Consider the following 26,039-nt stretch of genomic DNA (forward strand, 5'->3'; position numbering starts at 1 on the left):
CAGCTTAGGAGCATAAATGAAAAGTTGGCTAATCTGCATCGATGATACAGACGATATAGCAACCAAAGGTACGGGAGAGATAGCGGAAGAGATCGCAAATCTGTTAGCGCAAGCGCATTTGAAAACAAAGGCAAACAGCGACAGATGCTGGGTGACTCGACATCAACTATTTGTGCATCCAGATATTCCCTACACCTCACACAACAGTGCCATGTGTTTTCGCATTGAAACCCACCTTAGTGTTGAAACCATTAAACAAATATGTGTAACCCATTTATTGAGTGAATCAGCAGCGGCGGCAGATCCGGGTCTTGCGATTTTGGATATGACCTCAATGTATGACATTAACGCTCTGATTGCTTTTGGTCAGTCCGCGAAAGTGGCGGTTAAAACTAAACAACAAGCGTATGAACTCGCGGCTGAGCTAGGCATCGATTTAACGGAACACGGAGGGACAGGTCAGGGCGTTATAGGGGCATTAGCGGGATTAGGCTTACGCTTAAGTGGTCAAGATGGACGAGTAAAAGGGCAACTAGATCTCGGTAATTATGCTGCTGGAGTGGCCGCAGAGCTCAGTGTTGCAGATATTTTATCAATGAGTTCGCTGCAAGCGGTATTAAGTGACAATGGCGATATCTTAGCCATTGATGAACGTGTATTACTGAGTGGTAAGGTTAAAGCCGTTTATCGCCAGCATATGTTTGCCTTGCTCGTTAGCCAGCATGAGAGTGGTTGGGTGAATGCCTCTAAACAAACTCTTAAAGCATATTAGAGGCGAGTATGGATAAGTGGTTTACCTATATTGATGGCGTGTGGCGATTTAACTTTGATAGTGAAGCATATTTAGTCTCCCGTGAGGCTGCGCAACAATGTAACCTCTTTTTGGAAGACGATGAAGATGAGCAGATCGATGACCATTTACGTTCGTGCTACAACTGCCTTTATCGTCGTTGGCGTCAAAATGGGTTCGATTGTTATAAAAAAGACTACGCAACTAAGGAGTGATATGTACTAATTTCAGTTCGATATATAGCGTATCTAACTAATTAATAATTGTTTTTGACTTCACCCCATATTACCCGAGTGTTTTAGTTGGCTTTAACTGTGGTGCTTTGTTAGCACTCAGAATAGAATGTGCGCCTCTACGCAAAATAATAATTATAAGCTGAATGTGACTTCAGCAACATTCAACCAACAGTCAGTAGAGGAAGCGCTTTTAAACTCGAGTGCTTTGAACATTTTGTCATCCGGGGACGAAGAGATAATGGGTGATTCAATTGAATCAAAAAACCTAATTAAAGTAGCTGTCGCAAAATTAAGCGTAGGTATGTTTGTCGAGTCTATCGACAGCGACAAAGGACACGTGAGTATTGCTAACGCAGGTCAAATCCGCAGCAAAGAAGCGATTACCAAATTGCTACGCAGCGGCATTACCCATGTGTGGGTTAATGCTGAGCGTTCGTCAGTTGAATGTGGTTTGAATCGGCCAAATTTGAAGTCGACTTCCGTGGTCAAGCCGGTCGCTAAAAGAGTCATTAAAGACCGAGCTAACACTCAAAAGAAAGCAAAAGAGTTAATGGTTGAGGCTAAAGATCTCATCCAAAAAGTGCTGTCTGAAATCTTTGAGGGCAAAGCGGTAGAGGTTGGGCCTTTTGAAGTGCTGGCCGACAACATGATTGAATCGGTATTGCTCGATGCCGATGCTTTAAAATGCGTATCAGCCCTTCGTTCAAAAGACGCTTATCTGCTAGAACATTCCATCAATGTAGCATTTTTGCTGGTGACGTTTGGTCGTTATCTGAAATTCGATACTGACATGCTACGTAAATTAGCAGTGGGTGGTATCTTGCATGATATCGGTAAAATCAAAGTCGATAGCGCCATTCTCAATAAGCCTGGTAAGTTAACCGCCGAAGAGTTTGAGCACGTCAAATTACATCAAACGTTTGCGGTCGAGATCATGAATAACACCGCTGGCCTTTCGCAGGTGAGTAAAGACATCAGCTTGATGCACCACGAAAAACTCGACGGTAAGGGGTATCCGCGCGGACTTAAGGGCGATGAGATCCCAATTCATGGCCGTATGAGTTGTATCGTCGATATCTTCGATGCGTTAACTGCGACTCGCTGTTATAAAGAGGCGATGAGTCCGGCTGCTGCGTTTAAAATTCTACTGAGTTTAACGCCGTTCCATTTAGATCAAGCCCTAGTGTACGACTTTATTCGTTGTGTTGGTGTCTATCCCGTAGGCTCATTGGTTGAGTTATCCGATAGTCGGATCGGTATTGTATGGGAAGCTAAAAACCGCGATGCACTGCATCCAAAGGTGAAGTGTTTTTATTCAAATAAACATAAGCACTACACTGGAGTGACGATGGTTGATTTGCTTAAATCCGATCTCAATATTGAGAAAGGGCTCTCGCCAAGTAGCTTAGAGATAGACCCAACGCCTTTCTATTAAGCGATGCCCCACTTTTAAAGAGCTAAAAAAGCGCCATTAATGGCGCTTTTTTGTGACCAGAGCTTTACTTAGCTTTCGGCTTTTTTGATCTACCTCCGCTATTTGTTATTTAAGCCATTCTTTACTTAACGATCATTGAATTAAGTCACAAGCCGACATTCTAACAAAAAGAATGGATAGCAGCGGGTGGCAAACAGATGCTTAAACGTAAAAATATGTACATCGATCTTTTTGGCTTTAGGGTGATAAACAGATGCTTAAACGTAGACAATTTCTAAAGATGAGTTCGGTGGTCGTTGCGTCGAGTTTATTCGCTTTTCCAGCGGCAGCAACCACGACAACAGCGCTATTTCAAAAAAACCGCTATCGTGTATTGGCCTTGGTATTTGACGATTATGAAACACTAGACCTACATGGCCCCATCGAAATGCTTGGGCATATGCCAAATGTAGAGATAAAGCTGGTGGGGCCGACTGAGTTGGTTAGAAGTTATCAAGGGCCAAGGGTGGTGGCTGATGCTTTAATAGATAGCACTTATGATTGTGACTTGTTATTAATCCCTGGCGGACTAGGTACGCGAAAATTAGTTGATGATGAGCCTATGCTCCAATGGCTAACCGCGCAGTTTGCTTGCAGTAAAAAAGTATTTTCGGTTTGTACGGGGTCAGCATTGTTGGCAAAAACATCAAGCTTAGATGGCGTTAAGGCGACCACTAACAAAATGGCCTTTAAGTGGGTGACCTCATTGGGCGATAAAGTGCATTGGCAGCCAAAGGCGCGTTGGGTCGATGACGGGAAGTTCTTAACTTCGTCAGGCGTCTCCGCAGGTACTGATGCGGCTCTGTATTGGGTAAAACAATTACATGGCGAAGCAGAGGCTAGACGCATTGAAACGCTAACCGAGTACCATTGGGTTGATGACAGTGAGAATGATCCTTACGGTGTTACTTTATAAACAAATGATATAGCCTTAGCTGAAAAAGCTATTAAATAGTAATAAAGGATATTGGCAGGAATTGCGAACGTCCTCAATAATTGCGATTGGTTCAGAACGCAAATTGGGGGGAGTTCGCATGAATAAAGGGTTAATCTTACTGTGTTGTCTGCTATTAATCAGTGCTTCACTCATGACGTCTGGGTTGACGCGAGCACTCATTGATCTCGGTGCTTTTAGTGGTCTACTTTGGATTGTATTTCGCCGTCAAAATAGTATGCCGGACTAATATCATCTGCGATGGGCTTAATAGAGAATATATCCTAACGAACTCGCACCAATTGCCAGCCATAACAGTGACCCCAACACCAATGGTTTTGGGCCTGTGGCTTTCATCTTCTTGACCGTAATCCCCGCACCAATTAAGAATAAGCACACCACCAATAAGCGTTTCGACGCCTCAAAGGCGACCTCATAAAAAGCCTCTCCTTGAGGAATCCAATAAGCTATTGAGATGGTTAAACAGTAAAAACCAATGAAATAGGGAATGGTAATTTTTTTCTTATCGCCACTAAAGAACATTGCGCTGAGTAATGCGATAGGAACGATCCATAAGGCCCTAGCAAGCTTAATCGTTGTCGCCGTCGTGAGCGCTTCATTGCCATAGGCGGATGCCGCACCAACCACTGAAGATGTATCGTGTATCGCTATTGCACTCCATACGCCAAACTCATGTTGCGTCATCGATAATGCATGGCCAATGGCAGGAAATAAAAATAGCGCAACAGAGTTAAGAATAAACACGGTAGCCAACGCTATCGCCGCTTGTTCGTTCGTTGCTTTAATGGCGGGTGCAACTGCCGCTATCGCACTACCGCCACAAATTGCCGTGCCTGAGGCGATCAAATAGCCGGTTTTACTGTCCATCTTGAGAATGCGAGTCAGCGCAACACCTAATACTAAGGTGAAAACAATCGAACCTATAATCAAAGGGAGATTGTCTAAGCTGACCGTCATCGCGGTATCGAGTTGAATACCAAAACCTAGGCCGATAATGGAATAGGCTAATAGCTTCTTTGTTAAATTAGCGAGAATAAGCTGATTGGGTGCCCAGCCAATACTGGCAAGGGTAAAGCCCAGAATAAGTGCAACAGGAGATGAGATAATTGGCAGTAGGCATAGTAAGGCCACTAGAATAAATAGAGCGAGTTGTGCTCGTGGCTGATTTAAGAGGGTCATTAAGCAGAACTTACGTTAGGTATCAGTGGTAATTTAGCCGCTGAGTATAACGCTTATTTTGATTTTGATAAATTAAATACTACTAAATGTCAGTTTAGCAACGTTGAATGTAAGTGTGTTGGGGCCATAAAAAATCCGAAGCTGTGGTCAACTTCGGATTGTTATTTATAGGTAGTGGTAATAGCGTTGCTATCTTGTTATTGCCTTTTTATTCAGTAGGTTATCGCATAGTAATGAAGTACTGCCACACGTGGAATCTGGAAGATTTCTGCAAAGCCTTTAACAACAAGGTGCGTGTGTACTTTCCAGAAAAATGAGTTTTGGCCGTCATTATTCCTAAAAAAGTAGATATCAACATATCATTTTCCAGAGTTTCAATCATGCACAAAACTCAAATTAAAGTAAGTTATATTTCAGCTCTCGCTCTTTGAAGGCATTAATACCGCCCTCAAGGATATGACAAACATGCTGTCGAATACCTAGCTCATTAAGTGATTGGTAGTTGTAACAGTTATCAAACTTCAAGCTATGCTCTAAACTACCGCCTAGATATTCAAACTGATATGTTCCCGCTAACCCAGATTGATCGCGTTGGTTTGCAACTACTACACACTCAGCATCTGCTGCGACTACAAGGTTTGCATTATGCGTTACCATAATAATTTGCCGCTTATTCTTACACTTGCGAACGAAGTCTTTAAGTTCTGAGTATATCGTTCTGTTGTCCAAGTTATCTTCTGGCTGATCAATCAATATTGGGTGCGTAGAATTACTTAACTCAAGCATCAAGCTAAGCAAGACTAAGCCACGCTTGCCAGGCGACATATGTACAATACTGTCATTCTTGTAGGTAACAATGAAGTTGATACTAAAGTAGTCAGCATATAGGTACCTGTATGCGTCCTTAAGGTCATGATTTTTACGCAGAGTTGGGGCATTTTTACCCTTAATTATATTGGCTGTTGTCTCTACAAAATCTGCATGGGTGTCTGTGTCAAACTTGTAGTCGCCGTTGTCGTTTTGAACGTCACTAACAACTGAACGAATAGCTCCGGATTTGTGGTAGCAACTTACGAACGAATCAAACTTTAGTGGATCAACAATAACCTTTGCTTCAATCTTTATGTCGTCATCCATTTGATGTTTGCTGATTTCATCACAGTGGGAATTATATAAGCTTATCAATAAACAATATTGCTCATTAAGCTCCTTGATGCATTCTTCACCTTTACCTTGGATTGACTTAAGCTCTTTCAGTTTCACGTTTATTTTTGCAAACTTATCTCTCTCGAACTTGAGTTGATTGTTTAGTTTTTCTAGCGCGGCCTTGTCTTTTACGCCTTCTTCAAGAGGGGTAAGCTCTCGATCTATGGACTCTAATTTGTCACCTAGTGCTTCTAGTCTCTCTGGAATTGATTGTAATTTTTCATTTGCTGTATGTTTGGTCTTGTCAAACCCGATAGTAATCTCATTTTGCATTGAACTTAAAAGTTGATTGAGTACTGTTGAATGAGCAGTTAGCCCTGAGTCCTGTGCGAGTTGACTTTTAATTGATTCAAGCCACTGAGCTTGTCGATTATCAATGCTTTCCGTGAATTTTATTAAACCAGATTGAATGTACTTAAGCTTGTTTATAGCCCTAACAGTGCACTGCCTTTTATGGGTTAGATTTGAGTAAATGCTCTCTTGTTCTGCTGTCCATTGAGATTTGTCTCGAATTCCCTTTGATTTTGCTTCAAGTGAAGCAATCTCACCCTTAACAGATGTCAGATTACCAATTTCATTTAGTTCGGTAAGAGTCTTTTGGAATTCACTAACTAATAAAAAGCGAGTGTCGATCTTGTCATTAATTGATGAGTTTACTGTGCGAATCCTGTTTTCTACAGCGTTAACGAACTCTTGATAGGTTTCACCTTGTAGAAGTGTTTTCGACACTAATTCGTTTAAGTCATCTCTACCGTCTATATCTGCTAGTTGGTTGATATAGAGTTGAGGTATATAGGTAATTGCCTTAATTTGATTTTCAGCATCAGAAAGCGTCGATACTTCGTTGTTTGACCACTCAACCTCGAAATCTAAATATGGAATATCGCTGTATGTAGATGATTTCGATAGCTCAACTCTAGTTGATACTTCGTTGGGATTGATAGTCTTTGCAATGTGGTACAGGAGCATCGATTTACCAGAAGATTTACCACCAATAATCGTATTCAGGTCTTTGTTAAGTGGTATCCATTTATTAGGGAATTTATTCTTGCCTGAATTATCAATGTATCTTACTCGCTTGATGGTCTGATATTCAGACTTTGTTTCGGGGGAAAGTTCACCAATAAATGCTCTGTCAGGCTCATAGACAACCTGTTTAAGACCATTGAATGTAGGGTCTGCTTTAATCCAACAGTATCTCTTGTGGTCAGGCTCAAATAATTTATCGATAGAGTGTGCATCTGAACCGTGAACACAAGGAACTAGACGGCCAATCTCTCTTACAATATCCTTTTTGCTTTTAGTTCCTTGACCTGTAAAGTAATTAATGTCGCTTGGTGTCGCAGAAAATACCATATCGATAAACTGGTAGATGTCTTTTTTTGTTCCAGTAAACCCACCATCTTTAATGCCAGAAACTCCATCATTAGAGCCATTTGCTGCCACAACAATAGAGTTTTCCTTCAGCCATTTTTCTTCGTTGTACCATTTCTTAAATACGTCATATGATGGTTTAAAGTTATTGATTCCAACCTTGAGAGAAGCGACTTTGCAACTTTCCGTCTGTGGTGATATAGCTTGGCCATATGCCCTTAACTGGTCTTCTACACAAGCATAGTTCTGGCCGTGGTAATTGATAATTAATCGACTTAATGCGATTTTAATATTGTCCACGTGGTTAGGATCATCTGGATCAATCAGAATATGGATGTTGATCCCTTTGTTTTTATCTGTGGTAGGTGTAATCCTGAATTCAATATTTGGGATGACTGTTGTGATGTTACCCATTCTTCCAGCTTGTCGGTATGCAAGAACCTTTTCATAGCCAGATATGGAGTAGTAATCAGTGATACCAATTACAGAAATATCAGAGTCATTGTCTTCGATTGCTGTTATATAGGCATCCCAATCGCTTTTAAATTGTGTTTCTAAAACTGAATCAGGAGTGTGAACATGAAGGTCCCATCGCCTCCATTCCGAACCATGTTCAAATAATTGCATATATCAACCGTGAGAATAAAGTATGTGCACATAAGTTACATTGAAAAGCTATTGATTAAAATGCAATTTCCCAATGATTGTATGCGATATTGCACTGTTATCTAGGCTTATAGCTATTCTTGGTAATAAGGCATGAAATTAGCAATTAAATCAGTCGCCTTAAGGTTGGATCGAACAGATAGTTTAGTGTTTGTTGAGTGACACCATTTCAGTCCAACAAGCTTAGTACGACCTGATTAAATGTTAAGTTGGACGCACTCGCCTTTAGCTTCAGTTATTTTGGTTTTTACCATTCTATCTGATAAAGAGATTTAGCCATTAAACATCACTACATTAGTGAGCTATTACGGAATATAAACATCCCGAGAGAATATCGTGACGGTTTTAGCCCCGCGTGAAAGTGCTACATATAAATGGTTGGCGTTCATTCCTCGAGCTTGCGCATCAAGAATCATGCAATGATCGGCCTCTAGGCCTTTGAGTAAAAGGGTCGAACCAATCGCTCGACTTGGTATCCGTTTATCTCCTTGCTGGCGTAAGCGTTCTCTTATTGAAGAAGCTGCTTCAAACATACTTACTGTTGGAGAAGTGACTGCAAGAGATAAAGAATCTTTTAAAGCGTTGTATGCGCCTTTACGGTAAACACGAGTACCAGTTTTTAGCTCTAGTAGCTGTAGAGCTTCAAGGATATTTGATCGAGAACTATCAATAACAACGTTACAAAGTGCTTGCTCACTATTGGTTACAGCAGTCCTGCTTCTACCATTGAGAATACTGTCTACTCGTTGCGATGTTTTTGCCATTTCGACATGAGTCATCATGGTACTAGCAACCTGCATAATAGTGGTTGAAAGAGCTAATCCTGTATTGTCATCAAATTGGCTAGCAGCATTGGTAACACTGGCAAGCTGTACAGGTTCAACGACCTCTATTCTAGAATTACTTTGAGCATAGTTGTGCCTTGAACGGTCGCATACTGAACTGCCAATGACTAATAATGAGTCCGTTGGGTGTTGGTTTAGAATAGTGTGTTGAGCATTATGCTGATTTGTCAGGTCAGATTGAGCAATGTCTGTTAGTGGGTGTAATGTTATATGTGCAGGACAAGTTCGCAGATCAACCCTTGCTCCCTGTTTTAGAGTCTCTCTTGCTGCAAGTATCCACTCACCAAGAGCTGGCGCTCCAACATTATTCCAACGCCATGGCGTATCTAATTCTTCGATAAGTGGAAAGTGCTGAAGGACTCCATTGTCCCAATCGGGCATTGGGCCTCCGAAGTTAAAAATACATTGCATTGGGTCGCCAAAAATAACTGTCGGAAGTACTTCTGAAAGTGAAGTAATTAGATTGTGTTGGTTAACGTCACAATCTTGATACTCGTCAACAAGCAGCCTTGAATAAGATGCTCGTAGAATGTCACTAATGCTACCAGTAATGAGCAACCTCAATACTGATTGCCTGATTTCTGGATAGAAAAGTCGAGGAGTTTCTGGTGAAGAATGAATAGGACAGGTTACAGGGAAACTATTGGCTATACGCAATGCCCAGCCATCAATGGTAGTTACAACGTAGTGCGACGTTGGCACTGAAAGCTTACGGAGTCTTTTCTTTAGTGCGGAAACACCAGCAGTAGTGTGAGTGAGTACTAAAATAGGCTTGGTGTTTTTTACGGACAATGTTTCCGTGATTAAATGTGTTTTACCACAGCCCGCGGGAGCAACAATTGCACCTCGCTCGGTATCAAGAACGGCTTCTACTCTCATTATGCCTCACCTTGGCTACTAGCCCATAAGAGAAGGTTGGTTAGATTGCTAATGAGTATCGGGGAGAAACCTTGAAAGTTAGGGCCGATTATATATCGAGCCATATCCTCTGCGGGTTCAATGTCTTTAAACCAACCTTTTTTATTTGCCGCTTTTGCTAATACAGACCTATGGCTATCATTGAAGCGTTCTCGACAGTCATCTAAGGTAATTTGGTTATTTGAATAGTTACTTATGTTTGCTCTAACAGAGTCTTCGCCCTTACGGCTGATTGCTAACGCTAAGAGGTTTGGAATTATGTTTAATGGGCATGCTAAAAATAGAGCATCTTCAGTTGCATTGTCGTTAAGCCATTCAAAAATAGGTATTCCTAGACCTACCATTTCAGTGGTTAGTAGCTGGTGTTGTTGTGCTTTATCGGAATCTTTAAAAAGAGACGTCGGATAACCAAGAGATTTGAACACTCTTGCTCTTGCGAACATACTATCGCCACCGCCATCGGCACAATAGACTCCTTTAGCAATAATTGTGGGGTAACTGTAATCTTGATTGTAGAGATCAATTCCTCTTACTAATCCAATTTCAGTTTTACCTTCACAAACGATTACAGCTTTACTCAAAAAAGCTTCTGCACAGACTCTTAGTGTTGATTGCTGGTCTTCTCCACTGTTAAGAGAGAAAATATAGTGCGAATATATCGGAAGTGGTGCAGTCGGATTTGGCAACGGTGGCGGAGGACTAAGCTTACGAACAACATGCAACTGATTAGCCTGTAACTCGCGCAAGACGTAAGGTGAATGAGTTGTAATAAAAACTTGCTGTGTTGGTTCAGTATCTTTTGAACCTAGCTCGTTAAGTAATCTAGTAATACGGTATGGCTCAAGACCATGTTCGGCTTCATCTACGATAAGAATGCTAGAACAACTGGCAGCCTTTTGTAGACCGCTAATGAGAAGGCGTGATGATCCAGTTCCTAATTGTCTTAGAGGTGTTCCATCACTATTGTGAAGGCTTATAGCACCATTGGACATGGATATTCCATTTACATCGAGAAGCGCGCTAAGTTGTCCAACCGGTACACCAAGTCCGTTGGCAATTTGCTGGACTTGAGTCAAAACCTCTGTGACGCCTTGTACTTGTTGTGTAGCAAAGGCTTCACGGGTTTGCCGTCCCAATTGAGCAAGAACTGAGGATACATCTAATGTCTCTTCAGAAAGCTTGTTCAACACAGACCGATTTCCCCATGCGAGGTTTTGATGTGAGGTCGTGCCAAGTCGGGCAGGCGATAATAGCTCTCGGTGTTTCCAAGGTAATCTACGTTCGAGACCATCAGCATCAGCTCGGTCAGAATATAATTGCCAATCAGGCGCTAAGTCAGCATCTACGTGAAGCTTAACAGTAAGAACCGTTTCCCAATTTGGTTGTGGCTCATCGGAGATATCTTTGGTCTCAGAATTGAAACCTCGAAGAAAAAAACCGTATCGCTCAACATTTTTTAACTCATCATGAAGCTCGCCAATTGTGACCGTGATAGTTAATGGTGATGAAGTGTCTAGTTGATAGAAGTCAGCATCGTTGAAAGAGTATGAACGCCTTGCACCTAGAGCAAGATCGATAGCATCTAAAATTGTCGACTTACCAGAGTCTCCTGGACCTATTAGGCAATTAAGCCCTGGCTGAGGTTTCCAAGATAGATTTTTAATAGATCTAAAGTTTTGTATTTCTATGTGGCGTATAACCGACATGTCAAATCCCTTTGCTCAATAAAAAATATGAAAACATCGATATAACATAACAGTTAATTAGTGCTAAAAACATGCTGTAGAGCATTGTTTTATAGGTTGTCAATATGATTAACTACTATCAACAGTCGTTGCAATTGTGAAGAGAATGGGTCGTGAATCTAGTCTGTAAGATGATTGTCTTATATTTTAAGATAAAAACAAATTCTGACACTATATTTTTGAGAAAAATATGTCCGGAATCATAGCTTACATGTATCAATTATGGTTATCTATTGAAAATAGGTCAGCTTTAAATGTCTATTGTGAATCAGGAGGATGTATCAGGTAGAACTTTATAATTTTCATGTGAATAGTGTTGCTAGTTATTAATAATTTATTCGGAGAACCTCCAATGGAAGGTCAGAAGTTAGAAGTGGTTTTTGGGAATTATGGAACGTTTCCTTCCCCTGGTCAAATCACTATTGATATAGATAGCTACGAGAAATCAGATGCTAGCCTATACCGTTTTATGTTTTGCTATCCCGATAGTGAAAAGTTTATAGAGGGTTATCTAATGATAGGTTTATTACCTGCGTTAGATGTTCCCCTCGAATCTAAAAAGCTGCACATTGAAAATGATCGTATGTTGTTTGAAGGTTTATATAAAAAAGATAAGGAAAAGAGAACTCGTTTCTTTACTCTTTTACCAAATATGCAAGAGTATCGTAATATTGTAAGAGAAAGTGGTCCAGAATTAGCTGGTTTATTTTTAATGTCTATCAATGACTTGGTTTACTATAAGCAGTCACAAACAGATTGGTTTGATGAGGCGTTAAGTAGCAGAGTTTTTAAACAAAAATTTATGCGTAAATCTGAATCATTTTTTGCATTTCATAATGCTGATACCTTACTCTCAGGCCTAGAAGATGAAGATGTCTCAGTAATATCGAAAAATTTATTACTGAATTTTAAATTGGATGGTTTTAATAACGAACATGAAATTAATTTACGCTATGAATCAGACAGTTTAATACCTAAGCGTATTAATGTATTAATAGGGAAAAATGGTGTAGGTAAGAGCCAAGCACTTAGGAAATTTAGTCGGTTAGCGTTGAAGATGACTGACGAAACTGGTGTGTTGCGAGATATAGACCAAAATTTTGATAGACCTATGATAAATAGAATGATTGCAATTAGTACTCCTGGTGAAACAAGAAATACATTTCCTGGAGAACGGATTAAACAGCAAAAACTATTTTATCGCCGTCTAAATTTTACTCGAAGCACTAAATCTAAATTATCTCGTGGGATTGCAGAAACATTAATTCAATTGGGGAGAAATAGAGATTCGGTGAAAGAAAAAAGCCGATGGGACTTTTTTTGGTCTGCTATATCTATGAGTTTACCGGTCGAAAAAATTGCTTTTAAAACTAAATCTAATACTGTTGAAATGATTAGTAAATTTGGAACTTTGGATGATAGCTTGTCCACTGTCGAGTTTATTGATCAATTTGATCGAAATGAAGAGCCTAAATTTTATGCAGAAGAAAAACTTCATCCTCTAAGTAGCGGACAATTAACATTCTTCAAATTTGCTTTGCAGTGTAGTTTATACATTGAAAATGGTTCATTTGTCTTAATGGATGAGCCTGAAACACATCTTCACCCTAATATGATTACTGATTTTGTTGGTATGCTTGATAGCTTACTTGAAGCTACTGGTTCACAAGCGCTAATAGCCACACATTCAGCATACTTTGTAAGAGAAGTTCCGAGAGAACAAGTACATATTTTTAATAGGAGTGACGATGGTAATATTGAAATCATTTCTCCTCGACTCCGCACTTTTGGGGCCGATGTTGACTCGATATCTCAATTTGTTTTTGAAGAAGATATTAATAGTAAATTAACAAAGAAAATATACAAAAACATAAAACATCTAAGTTTTGAATCTGTTAACGAAAAATTGAACAAGGAACTGTCTTTATCAGCGTTAATGGATTTACAGACAATGATGGATGGTTAGAATGAAAAAATTACCAATACCTGTACAAAATGATGATAGGCATTTAATAAGGCTGACGAGTAACGATGCTCTGACATCTATCAACCCTTGTTTGAGAATCAACCAAAACTCAATAAAAATGCAGTATAGAAATTATATACAAGAGCGGGGGAATGCTTGGAACATCATACCAAATGTAGTTTCAGAAGAACTAAAAAAGTCTCTTATAAATAGCTACGAAAATAGGCAAGAAGATGAATTAAAATTTATTAAAAACATGAGAGATACGCATGATGAAATCTGTTCAATGTGTGGAGGGAAGTTCCCCTGGTCTTTAGATCATGTGTTGCCTAAATCTGATTATCCTGAGTGGGCTATTTTCTCAAAAAATCTAGTTCCAGCATGTAGGTGTAATATTAGACGTGGCACTGCTTTAAAAGGGAATCCAATTACCAGAGCGCGAGTCCTTCATCCTTATTTTGATGATGCATTTGAAACAAGGCAAATTTCATGTTTAATCTCTACTAATAACGACTTCCGTTGGGTAAAAGTTGAAATAGTATATCTACAACCAAATCACCCAGAAATTAATTCAATAAAGTATCATGTAGAAAATATCGTCAAACGATCTGGAATTGAAAAGTATCTATCTCGTACTCTGTGGTGCAAATTAGTGAATCAACCTGGATTAGCAATAAGAGGCCTGTTTGAAAAAGGATCTTTGACGGAGTTAAAAATAAAGGAGTTGATCGAGCAAGATTTAAGGTGGAATGATTCTAGTTCTGGAACTTTAAATAACTGGGATTCTATTTTTTTATATGGAATATTGAACTCACCAAATGTACTTGCTTTTATTACTCAACATCACAACAAATTTGTTAGAAATGGTGGTGTCCCTACTTGAACTTTGTTGTCCGATGGTATGTTAAATGATGTTTAAATGGAGTCGATTTTAAACATATTCCTTAAATTTAATAGTAGTTTAAAGCTTATTTGTGGTTATACCATGAATAAGCATTAAACTTCAAAATGGCGAATCGAAAGTCGAAATAACCTTCTCCCTAAACTTTCCTAAGATCTCTATTGAGAGTGAGATCGCCCTTGGAGATTGAACGTCTTCAATTTTTCGATGCTGTAAAGAACTTGCCAGTTTTTTATCGAATATATCGCCGAAGTTAAGCGTAAAACTGTGAGATTTGTTTAAAAGCATACTTGCTCTTTTATCGGATAAAGGGGTTGGAACTAATTAGGGGTTTCTGATAATTTAAGATACTTTTCTAATCATAGTCAGGCTTATTCGACTCAATGATCTAAAACTTTTCTGTCCAATAATTTGTTGATTGAGATATTATGATAGCATTTAGTTATAGTTGAAGTTTTCTCTTAATTTATAGTGTAATTTGCTGGCTATGAGGTTCTATGAAACAAGTTAATTTACAAGATCCTCATGTTGTAAGAATCGGAGTGACAACTGTTCTAAATATCTTGGCTAAATGGCAATGTAGCAAACAGCAGGTTAGATGTTTGCTATTACTACCCGCTGGTTCTGAGTTTCAAGACATAGAGTCAATGATCTTTAGTCATGAACAACAAGAGCGGGTTAGTTACATATTGAATATCCATGCCGGTTTAAGGACTGTTTTTAACAATCCCAAAAACATTTATGGTTTCATGAATATGAGTAACCATAACAGTCCATTCAATGGTGAGAAGCCAATCGATTTTTTAACTAATGGCGAGAATGCAGAATTTGAACCTGTTATTAGCTCCATTGATAGTCTAGGCATACCTAAGTGAAACTCGGCTTTTTCTGAAGTCCTGATATGACAAATGTAGTATTTTGTTTTAATAGGTTCATCAATAGCTCAGAGTTTTGTACTATCACGGTTTGATCTTGTTGTGTCTTACCGAATTGATTGAGAAATTCAGAGTCGACTACCTCGTAAAGTCTCTTTAGCCAAAAGCGTTTTGTTTCAGGTCGTAGCTGCTGACTACCAACAACCAAGTAGCCTTTGAGAGCTAAATGCGCTATTAAACTACTTGATATGCCCTGCAATGCGGGTTCATGTTTGCTAAATAGAGTTCGGTACACTCCAGTCGTGATGTATGGGGTTGTATCTTGATTCATATAATATTTTTCAGTTATCAGCTGGTATATAAAATCTGTATTTCGATAAATAAGCGAGATATTGGAATGTGATTTATCAAGATTTGAAAGCAATAATTTATACTCAGGTGTTGCTGAATATCCAGCAACAGTAATGTGCTCATGGCTTTGTAGTAAGACCTGCTTACCGGCTTCTCTATTGATTACTGGTAGATGTAACTCTATAGCCGAATCAACCTGTTTAAGTGTTTTTGTATACGCATATTCCGTGTCAAAATGGTGAGTCGAAGGTTGAAACGACTTGCTCTCTAAATCCGCCTGAAAAATCTAATGAATCGAAGCGTGGGCTGTTGTTACTTTGAGGGTTGGGATCTGACTCTTTGTTATTGTGAAACTCCGTAAAGGTGATTGAGCTGTCATCAAAGGCGGCGGATGCCTTAATCGTTTCGAGTTTAGACTCTTTCTTTTGACGTGATTGATCAACTGATTTAACTGGATCTCTTATGATCACATTTGAATCTGGTAGTTCGATATCAATTCGATATGCATAATTTACAAGCTTTGGTTCTGCAAAGGTATAGAACCAAGCCTCTTGATTAGAAGCTTGGCTTACCCGTAAAGTCCGACCTAATACCTGTCTAAAATAGAGCTCAGTTTTAACTCTACTAAGGTGGCAACAAACTTGTAAGCGAGGGATATCTGTACCTTCGCTAATCATTCCTACACTGACAATCCAGTTCGTTGTACTGCTTCTAAATGCATTGATTTTGAGCGAAGCTCGGTCTTCTTTATAGGTAACTATTTGGACGGTTTGAGCATATTCATTCCTGAGAATATTTAGAATATATGAAGCGTGATTTATCGATGATGCGACGATAAGCCCTGCGGCATTAGGGTTGTCCTGTCTTATATCTTCAAGTTTTCTTGTCGCTAGGGTTAGGATATGTCTAATAGCTTCATCATTTTTGATTACCGACAGGTAAGACACTGATGAACCTTTAAGTAAATCTTCCAGACAATTGAACATTTTGGTTTCATTTTCTTCGTCAGTAACTGAAATGTTTTCATTATCAATCAACACTATCTTAGGGCTGCGACATACACCGTCTGTTATTGCTTCTCTTAAGCCGTAAACATAGTCGCACTGTATTTGGTTGTCGGGATAAACATATCGAGATAGGGCAATTGGTGCCTTATCTGAGCGCCAAGGCGTACCAGTCAACGCTAAGGTGTAAGCTGCTTGATCTTGTATGTTGAGTAAGATCTCTTCCCCCCAAGCATTGGCATCTTCAAGAGTACTACCAGAGCAATGATGGATCTCATCAAAGATTACCAATACTCGATTTCTTTTAAGTAATTGCCAGAAATCCCCTTTAAAAGAAAGCATTCCTTGATAGGTATAAGAACAACCTACAGATCCAATTACACCATCAAAGCGGCACTCCAACCGGTGTGAAAATGTTTTTTGAATACCTTGCGAGATGTTTACTGAAGGTGAAAAGCACAATACAAAATCGATAAGGTCTTGCTCAAACAATTCAGCTGCGACCTCTGCCCCCATAATCGTCTTACCAGCTCCAGGAGTTGCTAGACAGAGGAAGTGCCTTTGATTGGCATTAAAGTGTTCCAGAGCGCGATTGACGCACTCTGATTGCCATTGTCTTAATTGCATTGGAGTTACTTCTGCTGATGCGTGATTACGGACTTGATAGCTTTGATCTGCCCAAGTAGTTTTGAGCTGTTTTCACGAGCAAGCATGTATTGAGACTCAAGGTGTTCCTTCATCTCTGGGAAGGATTTGTATAGCCGCATATATTCTTCTGACTCTCCAATGCAGGCTAGCAGATCAACTTCAGATTGCTTGAGGCGTTCTTTTAGCAACTGGATAGCGTTTTTTTCGACACTATTAATCACCTTCGGTGTTTGCCCGACTTGACTGTGATTGGGTTCGATAGAAAAATTTGTTTGGTAGAACTGTTCTGACTTCTGGTATGTCGCAATTTTTGAATTAGCGCGTACATTTTTTTTCAGGATGCCTTTCTTAGTGAATCTGGTTACCTGTCGATAAATATATTTATAAGTTTCGCTAACACTTTGTTTACTCGTTGACGCAGTTTGAAAGGCATCGCGTAACTGCACCACTTGGAAATTATTAAAGCTCTCGTCCTGGAGAATAGTATGCAACGTAGCGCATATTTTGATTGAAACTTTCGGCATGACTTTCTCACAAGGGGGTTAATCACTAGTTCTTAGGTGTAGAAGAACATTATAAACTAAATGCGGATTATAATCCGTGGCTTTATAAGCCGCAACTTTGGATAGTCTTTATCTTTAACGAGATGATAAATGAAAGACTTAGCGATCCAATTTGGCTTGAAATTACGGAGCAAACGTAAAGAAATGGGAATATCTCAAGATAAATTGGCACTTTTAGCTGAGATTGATCGTAGTTATGCAGGAAGAATCGAACGTGGTGAAGTCAATATCACGCTAGAAAAAGCATACCAGTTGGCTGAAGTATTGGAGTGTGATGTTAGAGTGCTCTTGCCTTAAGATTTTTACACTTGTATGTACCCAGATAGTTGAGCTAGATGCTGAGATATCGAAATGAATCTAGCTGATTGAATTTCGCAAACTCCCGAGCTTCACCTTTTGTCCTGAAAGGATGTATATCAAGCTCTCGTAATTGTTCAATTGCTTTTCTTGGGCAAGAAACCATCCAATCATTTTCACCACTCATGAAGCTTGTGGATGCTAATTTTACTGTACGAACTTCACCGTTATGAATAAACGTCTTTGTGAGCGATTCAATGTAATCTAATTCAGGGAGAACTTGCTGGCATTTAAGATCGTAGAATCTAGGGTCCGAGTGCATAGTAATCAAGAAGTACATAAATTAATTCTCAGTTACTATATCGTTATCCAATGATCCTACCGCGATTTGCTTACCCTGTTGGCTTCTAATACTTTTTTGAATGGTTTTGCTTGGTCTGGGAGTTTATGCCATCCCTTAAGAACACGTTCGGATGAGATGTCGAATTTTGCTAAAAACTCATCTGAATCTGCGCGGTAAATCAAGTAACCAAAGAATGGAGTATGTTCATCCACACCTAAGTTTTTTCGTATCGTCTTAATATTCGGTTCGTCCATAAAAACCTCTCAAAAATTCAAAAGTTTGAGCTAGCAAAGTTACATTAATTGGTTGATGTGAATGAGGCAAGCTTTAAGTGGTAACCTCCGTTTTCTAATTAATTTAAAGATTAGTGAGATTTAATGCTCTAACAAGCTTTTGCACCAAAACGAGTAAGAACGACGACTCTGCTATACTCAATGTGTTTTAGTAAAATCTGGCTAATCAATTAGTATTTCCTTTAAGTACACTTGTATTTTGATAATCCGCAGTGGTAACTAAAGCTATATCATTCATAGTATTAACATAAGATTAATTTTGTTGACTAATTTTTTTTTGTAAATAGACTGAATAAATTCAGATCAACGATCTATAGAGATATATATGACATTATTAGAAGCCTTAACAGACTTAGCTGGCCTAGAATTGTTTATCTTAAATACTGCGTTTGAAATTGGTGTAAGTGAGGAATTCGAATCTAAGCCATTCAAGAGGCTCGATCTATTAGATAAGCTTGCCGAAGATCCGAGTTTTGCCATTGATAAATATAGAAACTTCAATTTTTTCAGAACTTTGATTGAGCTCGAAGTGTTAAAGAAAAGTAAAGGTAAGGATGTGTTTAAATTCACTAATAAAGCATTACGTATAATTTCAATGTTAAAAAATAAACAGATTATGTCTGAAAACAATTATCTTCATGAAGAAATATCACGAAATGAGGATCGTATTAAAGAGCTCCAACAAATACCCATAGAGTATAATAAGTTGTTAGCTCGACTGGGAGGTATGTTGAGTACTGAAAAGGCTAATATTAAACCTGTTGACTATGACCGCATCATGAACATTTTTAAACCATATGAAGGGGGGGCTCCGCAGTAGTAAATAAGCTCTATAAGATTGTACTAGATTGTTCAATCAAGACTCTGAGGTCGTTACTTTTGTAGCTTACGTAATTGTTTGCATGTGTACAAATTGCATACAAATAAAAGTGAGCGAATGAGGCAAGCTAAGATTGCTTTTAACACCGTAATCTCTTTAATGATTATTGGTGTTTTAATGATATTTTCAAGTTTGGGTTAAAGATAGAATTGAGTATAAAGATATAACCTCTATGTTTAAATTGCTTAGGTTTTTCATGTGGATTAACAATGGACCCGATAACTGTTCTTGCTCAACTTCGCGAAGTGGTTAACCAGAATGTTACAAAAAGATGAGGGTTACCCTTTAATATCAATATGTTATATTGATATGTTCGTAAACTCCTAGCAAGGGTGCCAAAACTACGCGAGCGTTACAAAATTTGATTTAAGCGACCGTTGTTTAATGAAGAAAGATCGACCTGCAAACGTTCTACACCCAACCCCATTCGTTTCTTGTTAACACGTAACGTGGTCACTAATCGCTGTTGGCTAATCTTTGAGAGGTGAATAAAGATAAAGTGTTCTAAATCTGCATCAGCAATAATGAGACCCGAGTTTAATTTATCGAAAGCCCGTTCAACCACTTCATTTTTACTACTGAAAGAACGATTGTTACGGCTAATGTTATCTAGCTGATTGCTCAACCACCGTAGCTGAACAGAGTGTTCTGTTTTTAGTAATTCAGCTTTTTTCATATAGTCTCTAATAAATAGTTACACTGTAATTAATGATTTAGTACTAACACCCCTAGTTACACTGTAACTATAAGCCATTTCTATTGAAAATCTTTTTAGCCCACCTTAGATTCTCCAAGTATGGGCTTCAGTTATGTTACTTAATAGGTACAATGATACTTCGCTTTAATTTAACAAGCCCATCCCTAAGACTCGCATTTTCAAATTCTAAGTCATCAATTCTTGCTAAAGATTGCACTAACTTATCATTGAGGTGATGCTGTGCAGCAGCAAAGCTGGCGAGCTGTTCTCTTACTGCTAAGTACTTCTCTTTGTAGTTTTGTTTAATACGCTTCTGTTCATTGAGTTTAAGGCGTACTGATTGAATTTCAGGTTGAACGTATTCGCCTTTTGCTTCAGCAATATCAACTTTGACCTGTTTAACTTTATCAACAAACTCAGGGTAGTAATAACCACTGCCATTACCTAGGTTCGCTTCTTCTTCAACAGCTCTAACACTTAGCTTTCGTGTAGCCAGAATGCGCTTAGGTTTACCCTGCGAAATACGCTCTAGTGCTGCCTCTAATAACAGTAATGTGTTTTCGCTCTTATTCATAATTAAGTGACCTTTAATTCAGCCTCAAAGGGTGTAAATTCCATATCAAAATCGGACATCACGATCTCAGCGGCTCGAATTTGGGTGATGTAATGGCTTCTATCTGTCACCGAAATATCATCAGCTAACCCCATATATGCAACTAAACTTTTGTGTTTTTTCTGCCACCATCTAGCTTGTTTATCATCAATAATGCTGCTACCTGATGAACAATCAACGCAGAATTGTGGAGTGATAATGCCATCCATATCGCAGTCATATCCAGCCTTACAATAACTGTGTGCAGTACTATGTAAGGTTAATCTTCCACCTTTTATCGCTTGATAGATAACTTCCCAAGAGCTGTAAATGTGTGGGACATTATCACGCATTTTTATAATAGTTTTGCCGTGAGAACCAGATAAGTGAGCATCTGAGTGCCATTGATTAAAAATCTTATTGGCGGTTGTTTCTGCATTAACAATATCCAAGGCTTTTTGAATTTTATCATCGACCCTTAAACCTCGAATACTAGCCAATTTACCTCCATTGGTGTACCACTCAGTCATGGCTAAATATAAATGTTTAAATTGTTGCTTTAGGGCAATGGCTGTGCCGAATCTGTTCTTAATACAATAGAACGCTAGAGATCTCCTAAACTGATGTGTTGCTATGGGCCAAGGCTCTCCTACGTTAACAATCTCTTTTATCTTGTTGAGTGATGCTGGGTTGGAATCTATGCACTCCTGATAGTCCTCTTGCGTGACGACAAAATCAAACTGCTTGCAGAAAAGTTGAAGGCGTTTGTTCCAATAGTTGATGAGACGAGGAGCTTTAGATCTGTAAGGTTGATTTACCCAAACTGTATTGTTGTACTTTGTATGAGGGTAACTAACCTCTTTACGCCAATATTTTGTGAGGGTTGTTACTAACTCGATAGCCTGTTGTGCTGCCGGTGCTACTACCCAGGTTTCTCGCTTTTCACCTAGCTTAAAGGTGTGTGATTGCAACATGTGATAGTCTCGACCCTCAAAGGTATCCTTGTAGTAGCTATCCGGTGTTAACTTATCAAGTTCGGAATCTCGCATCCCACTAAACCCACCACAAATGATGTAGCATGACGTGATTAGTTGCCCAAGGTAACGATGAAAGTCATTTCCATTATTAAGCTGTGTATTTTCTACTTTCCTTGCCAGTGGCGCAATGATATCACTTAGGGTTTGTGGTAGGTTATCTGCAATTGCCATGACATATTTTCGGTGATCGACTATATTTTTACTTTCGCCCAAAAACGTAAATGTGGAGCCGTTCTTAAGTTTCTCATCAAGGGTTCGTTTACCCTCAAGGTAGTTGTCCTGCAATGCTTTTTCTGTTTCCGCAATTAACTCTTTGTGAGGAAGTGCCTCATTAACTAATTTAATAGCTTGACCGTAAATTACATCAGAAAGGCGTTCAGGAATAACCAGTGTTTGTTGGAGTATTTTGTCACTTAATTTTGAGGATAATGCTTTTTTTATTGGGTTGAACTCTAGTTTTAAATGGTGCCAGCCTGATAGTTTTAGTAAGTTATTTATCGCTACAAACATTGACTCTAAAGTACGTTGAGCATACGAATTACAGATTAAGTACTCTTCAAATTTCTGCCAAGTCTTAGGATTTGATAGTTGTGATAAAGATGTGTAATGGTTTTCTAGTAAAAAACGATAGGCTATTTTATTTTTTGACAATTCACTCTCTATTGCAGAGAAAGAACAGGCTTTGCGCCCTTGTGGGTTTTTATTAAATAACCGCCCGTAGGTGACTAATTTTAGTTCATTCATTAATCTAGGAGAATGTTTGAACTCACTAAAGTCAAAACTATTCTTAATTTTTCGTCGAGCAAATGGCATTAATTTCCAAGTCTCTTCCTCAAATGTTGCGGTTATATCGCCGTTGCTGTCTCTGCAAACGGTAACCGCATCAAGCTCCTCAAATCGGTTTTGATGGTAAAGCGTCACAATATCAAGGTCTTTTATTTTGAGCTCTTCAGGAAAGTCGACAAGATAAAGTTGTGAAGTATCCATTATGAATGCCCCTTATTGGATTGTGATGGGAGTAACTCAAGAATTGAGTCCGAATCAGACCAAAGAGGATGTTGGCCCTCATTACATATGCGTAATTCAGCTTGTTTAATAAGTTTTTTCTTTAGTTTTGGAAGGATTTTATTTTCAATAAAATGAATGACACTCTCAAAATTTTTACGATAGTGGTGAGCATCTAGGTGTAGATACATAGCCTCTTCAATACAAAGCTTAAATGAGAGCAAACACCAAATATTGTGAACAGATTGAACAATTACTTGTTCTGGGCAGCCAAAACAAGCTAGTAAATCCGCACAAGCAAGCCTCTCACCTTTTTTAGCTAGTCCGTGACGTAAAGCCTTTCTTGTATACTTTTCGGCTTTTTTATTAAAGGGGTTGGCGCAACTTCCGCCATTTGGAGTATTACTGAGATTAGGTATATGGGCTTTGTACTCTTGCTCGATGACTAATACTTTAATAGCTATGTTTTGTTGTGCTTCTTTTGTACTGACCTTTGCTTGTGCTTGTTCTTGCCTTATTGAAAGCGTATCTTGCATCATGCCAATATTGGTGTATTTATTGCCCGTTGAGTAGCTTTTTTTGCGGGTATTAGGCGTATTATTCAGCATAATATCATTAGCCAACTTTCCCTGCCGATAAGCTGTAAGTTGAGAACCGGTTTCACGAAAGCGACTTATTACGGGCCTAAGTCGTCTTCCTGTTTGGTCAGTAAAGGTAAAATGTTTTTCTATCCATAGTCTTATAAAGTCCTGGAGTGTCGTTGCCTTCATAGGCCTTAGTTGTTTATCGGCGATAGTTTTAAGCAGCAATGCGTCATCACCTTTATTTAAAATTCTTGAAGCTTTTAGTAACCTGTCAAAAAAGGTTGTTGAATGCTTAGGTATTTCTAAGACACCATGCTCACCCATTTCAACCTGAATCATTTTAAATGCTCTACGCTTATAAACTGGCATGGTGTACCAGGTTTCGCCTACAGAGAATGAGGTGTTTTTAGGTTGTTTTAATTTGAACAAATCACTTGTATTAGTGTATGTGTAATAAGCCAGTAAAAAGGTTGCCGAGGACATCATTTTCGATATGCCACTACGCAGCTTGAATGTATCTCCTTTCCACCGAAACACCATTGTTTGAGTGAACTTGTGTGCTTCAATGTGTTTGCTGGGGTTTTCTATAAATTGTTCATAAGTTTGATTAAAAAGCTTTATTAAAAAAGGAAGTAATTGATTTAAATCGCTTCGTGAGTATGCTTCAAAGGATTCTGTATCACTTGAATCCAGGACTGTAATGTTCACGAACCAATTTGCAGGTAAATCAAGGTTTTGTGTAAAGGTGGTAAATAATCGTGAGCGATTCTTTTTATAAGTACTTTTCTTTAGTGAACCTAAAAGAACTTTTTGATACAACGCACCCATGTACTCTTCAATGGATAATTTTGTAAATGCTCTAATGTTTTCTTTGTCGCACCATTTAAGGTATTGATAGGTCGTATTAAAGGTAAAATACAGTGAATAATGGCTACCCCCTTCATCAATGGATTCTTGAAACCGGTCTCTCATGTTAAGAACAATTTCTTTTCGATTAGCATCGATAAAATAATTTTCTTGTTGTAACTCCTTAGTGCTTGGTAGGTTCTTCACTAAGAAGCGGTTAAAATCGGCTCTGCGATTATGATCGTCATGCAGCTGAATACACAACTCTGGTTTCCATCCAGTCAAGTAGGTTATCTCAGTCATCACAACTTCCTAGTGCTTCGTGCATGATGCTATCTAAGAGGCCAAACTTAACTTTGAAGGCTTCTTTGCGCTTTAAAAACTTTAGATATTTCCAGGTTGTACTCTCATTATTATGTCCCATCCACCCCATTAAGAGTTCCATGCAATCGGCTACAGGTAGTTTCGCCTCTAGCAAACCACTCATACGATATGTTCCGTAAGTAGAACGCAAGTCATGAAACCGATGTGTAAATATGGACCCAGCACTTACTAAGTTAGCTCTGAATTCGCCCCATCTAGCTCCTAAGGACATGGAGGAGACAGGGTTGCCTTGCTGGCTAACAAAGAGTGGTTCGTGACGTTTACTTTGCTCTAATAATTCAACTAGAGCTTGCTTAAATTGGTGGTTTTCAGTGTTAAGCTTTCTAATTTTTTCATTTAACTTACTCACACGATTGAGCCTACGTTCTGAAATTTTGTAATCTTTTAATGAGTGCAATAATTGAGCTGAGATTTCAACATGTCTAGTTTTACCGTATTTTGTTTGAACCCCTGTCATTTGTGGGCACAACAATATTTCAAAGCGGTGCTCGCTTTCTGCAATGGCTGTAGCGGTCTCCAAAGCATCAAGTGTTAATGTTGCTATTTCTTCAATTCGCATGCCTGAATCAATTGAAATCAATACCTGTAGGCGTAATTCTTCTGAGACTTCTGGGAGGAATTGAGTCAGAAGTGATAAAGAATCGCGGCTAAGAGGGGATAACGGACGTATATTCTGACAATTGGCATTTCTTGGTGCTTTTATGCGCAAGTCGCTGGTTTGTATAGCAAAGGTTGGGTGGATATGTGCTAATAGTCCTTGGTTTTTTACTTGTACGAACTCTATTTTAAAGGGGGCTTCTTGCTCTCGATGAATAGTTAGATATCTTTCGTGCATCGTCCACAAGTAAAAATTTTTAACGTGATTCATGTATGCGTTAGCAGTGCTATGTGCCAGATCACCTTGTTTGACTAATTTAAGTAAGTGCGATCGGAACAGATAGGTGGGTTTTAGTCTTTTTATAGGAGGGGTATGATCCCATGCTAGTAGTTCATCTTCTAGGAACTGATAGTATTTGAGGAGAGCACGACTGGATGGGCTGAGGTCTTTAGCTCGTTTTATGGCTTTTAGATAAAAAAAGTAGCTGTTTGGTTCACAAAGGAATAGGCCATCCTGACTAAATAAAGTTGGAAGGGAACCAATGTTATGTTCAGATGGAAGGCAATGATATGAACCATTATTATGGATTTGTAAATTTGTTTCTTTAAAAACAGAACTGGAATGGATTAATTTCACTATAAAACCTCTTTATTAAAACGAAGAAGACCCCTGTTCTTTAAAAAGAACACGAAAACACCTCGTTTTAAAAAAGCTGTCGCATAGCTTTAATATGCGATAGCTTATAAGATTTTCCTGAAAAGTGAAAGTAGTTGGGTAGCTTTTCTAC

The 26,039-nt window shown here is 38.8% G+C and carries 23 protein-coding genes; 10 read left to right on the forward strand and 13 right to left on the reverse strand.

Annotated elements, in window-relative coordinates; genetic code table 11:
• Positions 1–16 precede the first annotated feature (16 nt).
• From L2729_RS00495 to L2729_RS00515, 5 genes are all read left to right on the forward strand, one after another.
• The gene (locus tag L2729_RS00495) at positions 17–772 is read left to right on the forward strand and encodes a DNA-binding protein (RefSeq protein WP_248986468.1); all 756 of its coding nucleotides are present in this window, start codon (positions 17–19) and stop codon (positions 770–772) included.
• Between the two features lie 8 nt (positions 773–780).
• Positions 781–1,005, forward strand: a complete 225-nt coding sequence (locus tag L2729_RS00500; RefSeq protein ID WP_248986469.1) for a hypothetical protein — start codon at positions 781–783, stop codon at positions 1,003–1,005.
• A 259-nt stretch (positions 1,006–1,264) separates the two neighbouring features.
• Positions 1,265–2,461, forward strand: a complete 1,197-nt coding sequence (locus L2729_RS00505) for an HD-GYP domain-containing protein (protein WP_248986470.1) — start codon at positions 1,265–1,267, stop codon at positions 2,459–2,461.
• A gap of 253 nt (positions 2,462–2,714) precedes the next feature.
• Positions 2,715–3,416, forward strand: coding sequence for a DJ-1/PfpI family protein (locus L2729_RS00510; RefSeq protein ID WP_248986471.1), 702 nt, complete (start codon positions 2,715–2,717; stop codon positions 3,414–3,416).
• 118 nt (positions 3,417–3,534) lie between these two features.
• Positions 3,535–3,684: a hypothetical protein gene (locus tag L2729_RS00515; RefSeq protein WP_248986472.1), complete on the forward strand. Its 150-nt coding sequence runs from the start codon at positions 3,535–3,537 to the stop codon at positions 3,682–3,684.
• 17 nt (positions 3,685–3,701) lie between these two features.
• Here the strand turns inward: L2729_RS00515 and L2729_RS00520 are convergent, their stop codons facing one another.
• The 4 genes from L2729_RS00520 to L2729_RS00535 form a co-directional block, all read right to left on the reverse strand.
• Positions 3,702–4,634, reverse strand: a complete 933-nt coding sequence (locus L2729_RS00520; RefSeq protein WP_248986473.1) for a YeiH family protein — start codon at positions 4,632–4,634, stop codon at positions 3,702–3,704.
• A gap of 396 nt (positions 4,635–5,030) precedes the next feature.
• A complete protein-coding gene (locus L2729_RS00525) occupies positions 5,031–7,841 on the reverse strand; it encodes a TrlF family AAA-like ATPase (RefSeq protein ID WP_248986474.1) in 2,811 nt (936 codons plus the stop codon).
• Between the two features lie 344 nt (positions 7,842–8,185).
• A complete protein-coding gene (locus L2729_RS00530; RefSeq protein ID WP_248986475.1) occupies positions 8,186–9,604 on the reverse strand; it encodes a UvrD-helicase domain-containing protein in 1,419 nt (472 codons plus the stop codon).
• Positions 9,604–11,349 (reverse strand): ATP-dependent nuclease, encoded by a 1,746-nt coding sequence (locus tag L2729_RS00535; protein WP_248986476.1) that lies wholly within the window; start codon positions 11,347–11,349, stop codon positions 9,604–9,606. The genes L2729_RS00530 and L2729_RS00535 overlap by 1 nt, the downstream gene beginning before the upstream one ends.
• Positions 11,350–11,740: 391 nt before the next feature.
• Between L2729_RS00535 and L2729_RS00540 the strand changes: the two genes are divergently transcribed.
• The 3 genes from L2729_RS00540 to L2729_RS00550 all read left to right on the forward strand — a co-directional run bounded on the left by L2729_RS00540 (position 11,741) and on the right by L2729_RS00550 (position 15,130).
• Positions 11,741–13,354, forward strand: a complete 1,614-nt coding sequence (locus L2729_RS00540) for an AAA family ATPase (RefSeq protein ID WP_248986477.1) — start codon at positions 11,741–11,743, stop codon at positions 13,352–13,354.
• A 1-nt stretch (position 13,355) separates the two neighbouring features.
• Positions 13,356–14,237, forward strand: coding sequence for an HNH endonuclease (locus tag L2729_RS00545; protein WP_248986478.1), 882 nt, complete (start codon positions 13,356–13,358; stop codon positions 14,235–14,237).
• A gap of 515 nt (positions 14,238–14,752) precedes the next feature.
• On the forward strand, positions 14,753–15,130 hold the full coding sequence (locus L2729_RS00550; protein WP_248986479.1) for a hypothetical protein: 378 nt from the start codon (positions 14,753–14,755) through the stop codon (positions 15,128–15,130).
• Here the strand turns inward: L2729_RS00550 and L2729_RS00555 are convergent.
• The 3 genes from L2729_RS00555 to L2729_RS00565 all read right to left on the reverse strand — a co-directional run bounded on the left by L2729_RS00555 (position 15,123) and on the right by L2729_RS00565 (position 17,657).
• Positions 15,123–15,461, reverse strand: a complete 339-nt coding sequence (locus tag L2729_RS00555) for a hypothetical protein (protein ID WP_248986480.1) — start codon at positions 15,459–15,461, stop codon at positions 15,123–15,125. The two genes, L2729_RS00550 and L2729_RS00555, sit on opposite strands and share 8 nt — an antisense overlap.
• Positions 15,462–15,711: 250 nt before the next feature.
• The gene (locus L2729_RS00560; RefSeq protein WP_248986481.1) at positions 15,712–17,112 is read right to left on the reverse strand and encodes a DEAD/DEAH box helicase; all 1,401 of its coding nucleotides are present in this window, start codon (positions 17,110–17,112) and stop codon (positions 15,712–15,714) included.
• Between the two features lie 5 nt (positions 17,113–17,117).
• Positions 17,118–17,657: a response regulator gene (locus tag L2729_RS00565; protein ID WP_248986482.1), complete on the reverse strand. Its 540-nt coding sequence runs from the start codon at positions 17,655–17,657 to the stop codon at positions 17,118–17,120.
• Positions 17,658–17,786: 129 nt separating this feature from the next.
• Here L2729_RS00565 and L2729_RS00570 point away from each other — a divergent pair, with 129 nt between their 5' ends.
• On the forward strand, positions 17,787–17,993 hold the full coding sequence (locus L2729_RS00570) for a helix-turn-helix domain-containing protein (RefSeq protein WP_248986483.1): 207 nt from the start codon (positions 17,787–17,789) through the stop codon (positions 17,991–17,993).
• Positions 17,994–18,371: 378 nt separating this feature from the next.
• Here L2729_RS00570 and L2729_RS00575 read toward each other — a convergent pair whose 3' ends face one another.
• On the reverse strand, positions 18,372–18,590 hold the full coding sequence (locus tag L2729_RS00575) for a hypothetical protein (protein WP_248986484.1): 219 nt from the start codon (positions 18,588–18,590) through the stop codon (positions 18,372–18,374).
• A 364-nt stretch (positions 18,591–18,954) separates the two neighbouring features.
• Here L2729_RS00575 and L2729_RS00580 point away from each other — a divergent pair, with 364 nt between their 5' ends.
• Positions 18,955–19,449 carry a hypothetical protein gene (locus tag L2729_RS00580; RefSeq protein ID WP_248986485.1) on the forward strand — a complete coding sequence of 165 codons (495 nt, stop codon included), beginning with the start codon at positions 18,955–18,957 and terminating at the stop codon, positions 19,447–19,449.
• Between the two features lie 412 nt (positions 19,450–19,861).
• Here L2729_RS00580 and L2729_RS00585 read toward each other — a convergent pair whose 3' ends face one another.
• The 5 genes from L2729_RS00585 to L2729_RS00605 all read right to left on the reverse strand — a co-directional run bounded on the left by L2729_RS00585 (position 19,862) and on the right by L2729_RS00605 (position 25,888).
• Positions 19,862–20,185 carry a hypothetical protein gene (locus L2729_RS00585; protein WP_248986486.1) on the reverse strand — a complete coding sequence of 108 codons (324 nt, stop codon included), beginning with the start codon at positions 20,183–20,185 and terminating at the stop codon, positions 19,862–19,864.
• A 136-nt stretch (positions 20,186–20,321) separates the two neighbouring features.
• Positions 20,322–20,780: a hypothetical protein gene (locus L2729_RS00590; protein WP_248986487.1), complete on the reverse strand. Its 459-nt coding sequence runs from the start codon at positions 20,778–20,780 to the stop codon at positions 20,322–20,324.
• A gap of 2 nt (positions 20,781–20,782) precedes the next feature.
• Positions 20,783–22,822: a hypothetical protein gene (locus L2729_RS00595; protein WP_248986488.1), complete on the reverse strand. Its 2,040-nt coding sequence runs from the start codon at positions 22,820–22,822 to the stop codon at positions 20,783–20,785.
• A complete protein-coding gene (locus L2729_RS00600; RefSeq protein ID WP_248986489.1) occupies positions 22,822–24,573 on the reverse strand; it encodes a hypothetical protein in 1,752 nt (583 codons plus the stop codon). The genes L2729_RS00595 and L2729_RS00600 overlap by 1 nt, the downstream gene beginning before the upstream one ends.
• On the reverse strand, positions 24,566–25,888 hold the full coding sequence (locus L2729_RS00605; RefSeq protein ID WP_248986490.1) for a tyrosine-type recombinase/integrase: 1,323 nt from the start codon (positions 25,886–25,888) through the stop codon (positions 24,566–24,568). Before L2729_RS00605 ends, L2729_RS00600 begins: the two co-directional genes overlap by 8 nt.
• Positions 25,889–26,039: the final 151 nt, after the last annotated feature.

The organism is Shewanella gelidimarina, assembly GCF_023283945.1.
Taxonomy (GTDB): domain Bacteria; phylum Pseudomonadota; class Gammaproteobacteria; order Enterobacterales; family Shewanellaceae; genus Shewanella; species Shewanella gelidimarina.

Coding starts and splice junctions, on each gene's coding strand:
- L2729_RS00565 (WP_248986482.1), bottom strand. CDS start 17,657: ATGCCGAAAGTTTCAATCAAAATATGCGCTACGTTGCATACTATTCTC.
- L2729_RS00505 (WP_248986470.1), top strand. CDS start 1,265: ATGGGTGATTCAATTGAATCAAAAAACCTAATTAAAGTAGCTGTCGCA.
- L2729_RS00545 (WP_248986478.1), top strand. CDS start 13,356: ATGAAAAAATTACCAATACCTGTACAAAATGATGATAGGCATTTAATA.
- L2729_RS00530 (WP_248986475.1), bottom strand. CDS start 9,604: ATGAGAGTAGAAGCCGTTCTTGATACCGAGCGAGGTGCAATTGTTGCT.
- L2729_RS00515 (WP_248986472.1), top strand. CDS start 3,535: ATGAATAAAGGGTTAATCTTACTGTGTTGTCTGCTATTAATCAGTGCT.
- L2729_RS00550 (WP_248986479.1), top strand. CDS start 14,753: ATGAAACAAGTTAATTTACAAGATCCTCATGTTGTAAGAATCGGAGTG.
- L2729_RS00500 (WP_248986469.1), top strand. CDS start 781: ATGGATAAGTGGTTTACCTATATTGATGGCGTGTGGCGATTTAACTTT.
- L2729_RS00585 (WP_248986486.1), bottom strand. CDS start 20,185: ATGAAAAAAGCTGAATTACTAAAAACAGAACACTCTGTTCAGCTACGG.
- L2729_RS00555 (WP_248986480.1), bottom strand. CDS start 15,461: ATGAATCAAGATACAACCCCATACATCACGACTGGAGTGTACCGAACT.
- L2729_RS00575 (WP_248986484.1), bottom strand. CDS start 18,590: ATGGACGAACCGAATATTAAGACGATACGAAAAAACTTAGGTGTGGAT.
- L2729_RS00600 (WP_248986489.1), bottom strand. CDS start 24,573: ATGACTGAGATAACCTACTTGACTGGATGGAAACCAGAGTTGTGTATT.
- L2729_RS00525 (WP_248986474.1), bottom strand. CDS start 7,841: ATGCAATTATTTGAACATGGTTCGGAATGGAGGCGATGGGACCTTCAT.
- L2729_RS00520 (WP_248986473.1), bottom strand. CDS start 4,634: ATGACCCTCTTAAATCAGCCACGAGCACAACTCGCTCTATTTATTCTA.
- L2729_RS00535 (WP_248986476.1), bottom strand. CDS start 11,349: ATGTCGGTTATACGCCACATAGAAATACAAAACTTTAGATCTATTAAA.
- L2729_RS00590 (WP_248986487.1), bottom strand. CDS start 20,780: ATGAATAAGAGCGAAAACACATTACTGTTATTAGAGGCAGCACTAGAG.
- L2729_RS00510 (WP_248986471.1), top strand. CDS start 2,715: ATGCTTAAACGTAGACAATTTCTAAAGATGAGTTCGGTGGTCGTTGCG.
- L2729_RS00580 (WP_248986485.1), top strand. CDS start 18,955: ATGACATTATTAGAAGCCTTAACAGACTTAGCTGGCCTAGAATTGTTT.
- L2729_RS00540 (WP_248986477.1), top strand. CDS start 11,741: ATGGAAGGTCAGAAGTTAGAAGTGGTTTTTGGGAATTATGGAACGTTT.
- L2729_RS00495 (WP_248986468.1), top strand. CDS start 17: ATGAAAAGTTGGCTAATCTGCATCGATGATACAGACGATATAGCAACC.
- L2729_RS00570 (WP_248986483.1), top strand. CDS start 17,787: ATGAAAGACTTAGCGATCCAATTTGGCTTGAAATTACGGAGCAAACGT.
- L2729_RS00560 (WP_248986481.1), bottom strand. CDS start 17,112: ATGCAATTAAGACAATGGCAATCAGAGTGCGTCAATCGCGCTCTGGAA.
- L2729_RS00595 (WP_248986488.1), bottom strand. CDS start 22,822: ATGGATACTTCACAACTTTATCTTGTCGACTTTCCTGAAGAGCTCAAA.